Below are 4,489 nucleotides of genomic sequence, written 5' to 3' on the forward strand. Positions count from 1 at the left end.
CTGTTTACACTATCATTCCGGCACCAACAGTGTTGTTAGTGTTTTCGTCAATTAAAATAATACTTCCTGTAATTTTATTCTTTTTATATGTATCGAATAACAATGGCTTGGAGGTTCTTATATTAATTCTGCCAATATCATTTAATCCAATTTTCTTTTCATCTTTCTGACGGTGAAGAGTATTGATATCAATCTTGTACCTTACATCTTTAATTACACATTTTGCATCATTTGTGTTATGCTTTATTGAGTATTTTTTTCCTATAACTAATGGCTCATTGCCCATCCAAGCAATCATTACATCAATATCCTGATCAATCTTTGGAGGACTGAATTTTTTGGCAATCATATCCCCACGATCAATATCTATTTCGTTTTCCAACAAAATATTTACACTCATAGGTGGAAAAGCTAGGTCAACTTCTTTTCCAAGATGTTCAATCTTTTTAATTTTTGAATTAAATCCGGATGGTAACACAACAATTTCGTCTCCTTTCTTAAAAACACCACCTGCAATTCTCCCTGCATAACCTCTGTAATCCTGAAATCCATCTCTTCTTGGGCGAATTACATATTGGACAGGAAATCTACAATTTACTCTTTCGTAATCACTCATTAAATAAGTATTTTCAAGAGCATGAAGAAATGTTGAACCATTATACCAATCCATATTTGTTGACCTATTAACAACATTATCGCCATCTTTTGCACTAATTGGAATAAAACTGATATCGGGAATATCTGTTTTTGATGCAAATGAAATAAAATCATCAACAATTTTATTATAAATATCTTCCTTGTAATCTACAAGATCCATTTTATTTACACAAACAATTAAATGCTTGATGCCCAATAATGCTGCAATAAATGTATGACGTTTTGTTTGCTCAATAACGCCATTTCTTGCATCAATTAATAATACTGAAAGAGTAGAATTAGAAGCACCTGTTACCATGTTTCTTGTATATTGAACATGTCCGGGTGTATCTGCAAGAATAAATTTTCTTTTAGGTGTAGCAAAATATCTATAAGCTACATCAATAGTAATTCCTTGTTCTCTCTCAGATTTTAATCCATCTGTTATTAAAGCCAGATTAATAGAATCTTCACCTTTAAGTTTACTTGTTTTTTCTACTGATTCAAGTTGGTCTTTAAAAATTGTTTTTGTATCAAATAATAATCTTCCGATAAGCGTACTTTTTCCGTCATCTACACTTCCTGAAGTTACAAATCTTAATAAATCCATTTTTGTTGTCATAGGAGTAATTTTCTTTTAAGTTTTTAATTTTAGAAGTATCCTTCCTTTTTTCTATCTTCCATTGCGGTATCCGATCTTTTATCATCAGCTCTGCCTGCTCTTTCTGTAACACGAAAAGCAGCAACTTCGGCAATTATATCATTAATATTACTTACTCCTGATTCAATTGCACCTGTACATGTAATATCACCTATCGTTCTGAATCGCACATCTTTTTCTACAACTTTTTCTGTGTCTTTCATTGGGTTAAAGTCTGATTCTGCAAGCCAAACACCATCTCTTTGAAATACTCTTTTTTTATGAACAAAATATAAAGATGGAAGTTCAATATTTTCTTTTTTAATGTATTGCCAAACATCAAGTTCTGTCCAGTTACTTATTGGAAAAACACGAAAATGCTCTCCATAATTTTTTCTTCCGTTGAACAAATTCCATAGTTCAGGTCTTTGATTTTTTGGATCCCATTCACCAAATTCATTTCTGTGAGAAAAGAATCTTTCTTTAGCACGAGCTTTTTCTTCGTCTCTACGTCCACCACCTAAGGCAGCATCAAACTTATGTTTTTCAATTGTTTCAAGTAAAGTTACGGATTGCAGGTAATTCCTACTTGAATTTATTCCTGTTTCTTCTTTTACTTTTCCTGCATCAATAGAATCTTGAACTAAACCTACGACCAATTCTACTTCATATTTTTTTGCCATTTTATCCCTGTATTCAATGGTTTCTTTAAAGTTATGACCTGTATCAACATGAACAATAGGGAAAGGTATTCTTGCAGGATAAAAAGCTTTTTGTGCTAAATGTAGCATTAGCATTGAATCTTTTCCACCTGAAAATAAAAGCATTGGCTTTTCGAATTGAGTGGCAATTTCTCTAATTACAAAAACTGCTTCTGATTCGAGCTGTTCAAGATTTGAAAGTATGTAATCCATAATTTGATTTTATGTTATTTTTTAATTTTATCAATTATTGAGTCATAAAGCAAATTGATTGCTTTATCAATTGTTAATTCCTCTGTTTTTAATTTCAAAAAAGGGTTAAATGGTTTTTCGTATTCTGAATCTATTCCTGTAAAATTTTTAATTTCCCCTCTTTTTACTTTTTTATATAAGCCTTTTGGATCTCGTTTTTGGCAAAGTTCAATGGATGCGTCAACAAATACTTCAAAAAAATTATCTTCTCCAATTATTTGCTTTGCATGATTACGCATAGCATGTGTAGGACTAATAAAACTACAGATTGTAATCAACCCATTGTGTAAAAATAAATTTGCTACCTCAGCTACCCTTCTTATGTTTTCGGCTCTGTCTGCCTCCGAAAAACTAAGGTTATTATTTATTCCATGTCTTATATTATCACCATCAAGCAAAACTGTAGAAAATCCTTCATCGTACAATTTTTTTTCAAGTCCTTTTGCTGTTGTTGATTTTCCTGAACCTGACAATCCTGTAAACCAAAGGACAATTGAGTGTTGTTTGTGGAGTTTCTCTTTATCATCCCTGTTTAATATCTCATCAAAAATTGGGTAAATATTTTTCAAATCACTATTTTTAAACTTTTTTTAAGGACGCAAATGTAACCAAAGAAATAAGTATTTTGAAATTTTTTTAAAACAAATTACTATGAAAACTGAAAAAAATATTAATATTAAAGAACTTATTAAAGTCTCAAAACAAGCAGGTAAAAAAATATTAGAAATATATAATTCAAATATTGATAAATGGGATATTTCTAAAAAAGATGATAACTCTCCTCTAACTCTTGCAGACAAAGAATCAAATAAAATTATTTGCTCAACATTAGAAAAACTTTATCCGGAAATACCGATAATTTCAGAGGAAGAAAAAGAGATACCTTATGAAGTAAGGTCTAAATATGAATACTACTGGCTAATTGATCCTTTAGATGGTACCAAAGAATTTATAAAAAGAAATGGTGAATTTACCGTAAATATTGCTTTGGTAAAAAATCATCGAGTTGTTCTGGGAGTTGTTTATGTTCCTGTTATGGATAAATTATATTGGGGTAGAAAAAACGATGGTGCTTTTCTCATTGATAAAAATAATAATGAAAGCAAACTTCAATCTGCTTCTTTTTCTTTGTCGGATAAAAATTTAAAAATTGTTGCTTCAAGGTCTCACCTGAATGATGACACAAAAAAATTTATGGGGAAATTCAAAACCCCACAAACTGTTTCTATGGGTAGCTCTTTAAAATTTATGCTTATTGCTGAGGGTAAAGCACATATTTATCCACGTATTGCTCCAACTATGGAATGGGACACTGCCGCATCACAAATTATTGTTGAAGAAGCAGGAGGCAAGGTTTTGAAATATGAAAATAATGAACAATTTACTTATAATAAAAAAAGTCTTCTAAATGGATTTTTTGTAGTTTATGGTAATGTTCAAGATTGATTTATAGGCTCCCCCCTCAAGATAACTAAAAATTTAACTTAAGGAGGGTTCTATAAATACATTCGCCTGCCTATGTTGGCAGACAGGCATTAAGATTTTCAGAGTTTTTTATAGACAATGAAAAAATTGAAACAAATCGGGATAATGTAAAAAGTTTTGAAGAAGTATATGATTCCGAAATTTCGGAATGAAAACTTCAATTGAAAAACTCATTTGAAAGAAAAAAATATGTTACTTTTGTAGTTGATGGGATGTCATAAATTAAAATATTACGAGAGTGAAACCGCAATAGGCAAAAAATGGAAATTTTTTGTCAATGGGATAGAAAAAACTGTGAATAGTCAGAAAATTTGCAAAGACTATTACCCTTATGGTATGCAGATGCCAGGAAGGACTTATAGTATTGCTAAAACAGTTGGAGTGCCTATAATTGATCATGAATTTACAAGCGGAAATGATATAAATAATTGGTCTGCTTGGGGATTAACCGTTAGTGCTTCCGTAGATGACAGATTAAAGGCTGAAGGAGCTGGAGCATGGGCTACTGCTTATGCAAGTTTATCCCTTGAAGTGGGAAAACGATACAGGCTGACTGCAAGTATTGACTTAGGCTCAAATTTAGCAAGAGTAAAATATATGGTTAAAAATTCATCTGATGGCACATTTATGTTTATTAACAACACTAAGGTAGATGCTGATATTGATGTTGAATTTATTGCTACAACAACTACTGCAGACCTAATATTCCAACGTGCTGATGCTACAAGTACCAACTTGCTGTTCTATCTTGACAATGTAAAAGTTGAAGAAATTG

At 31.3% G+C, this 4,489-nt stretch carries 5 protein-coding genes; 2 read left to right on the forward strand and 3 right to left on the reverse strand.

Going from position 1 to position 4,489, the window contains the following annotated elements; all coding sequences use genetic code 11:
- Positions 1-4: 4 nt before the first annotated feature.
- The 3 genes from U9R42_10640 to cysC are packed head-to-tail and all read right to left on the reverse strand — an operon-like array spanning position 5 to position 2,798.
- Complete coding sequence (locus tag U9R42_10640) at positions 5-1,258, reverse strand: GTP-binding protein (protein MEA3496481.1); 1,254 nt, start codon at positions 1,256-1,258, stop codon at positions 5-7.
- A 29-nt stretch (positions 1,259-1,287) separates the two neighbouring features.
- Entirely contained in the window at positions 1,288-2,190 is a 903-nt protein-coding gene (gene cysD / locus U9R42_10645) for a sulfate adenylyltransferase subunit CysD (GenBank protein ID MEA3496482.1), read from the reverse strand.
- A 14-nt stretch (positions 2,191-2,204) separates the two neighbouring features.
- Complete coding sequence (gene cysC, locus U9R42_10650; protein MEA3496483.1) at positions 2,205-2,798, reverse strand: adenylyl-sulfate kinase; 594 nt, start codon at positions 2,796-2,798, stop codon at positions 2,205-2,207.
- A gap of 82 nt (positions 2,799-2,880) precedes the next feature.
- On the opposite strand from cysC, the gene cysQ reads away from it, so the two are divergent.
- Positions 2,881-3,675, forward strand: coding sequence for a 3'(2'),5'-bisphosphate nucleotidase CysQ (cysQ, locus tag U9R42_10655; protein ID MEA3496484.1), 795 nt, complete (start codon positions 2,881-2,883; stop codon positions 3,673-3,675).
- 333 nt (positions 3,676-4,008) lie between these two features.
- Positions 4,009-4,489, forward strand: a 481-nt coding sequence (locus U9R42_10660; protein ID MEA3496485.1) for a hypothetical protein, incomplete at its 3' end; no start/stop codon positions are given.

This window comes from Bacteroidota bacterium, from assembly GCA_034723125.1.
In the GTDB taxonomy this organism is placed as follows: Bacteria; Bacteroidota; Bacteroidia; order CAILMK01; family JAAYUY01; genus JAYEOP01.

Excerpts from the sequence above, each read along its gene's own strand:
- U9R42_10640 (MEA3496481.1), bottom strand. The coding sequence starts at position 1,258 with ATGACAACAAAAATGGATTTATTAAGATTTGTAACTTCAGGAAGTGTA.
- cysD (MEA3496482.1), bottom strand. The coding sequence starts at position 2,190 with ATGGATTACATACTTTCAAATCTTGAACAGCTCGAATCAGAAGCAGTT.
- cysQ (MEA3496484.1), top strand. The coding sequence starts at position 2,881 with ATGAAAACTGAAAAAAATATTAATATTAAAGAACTTATTAAAGTCTCA.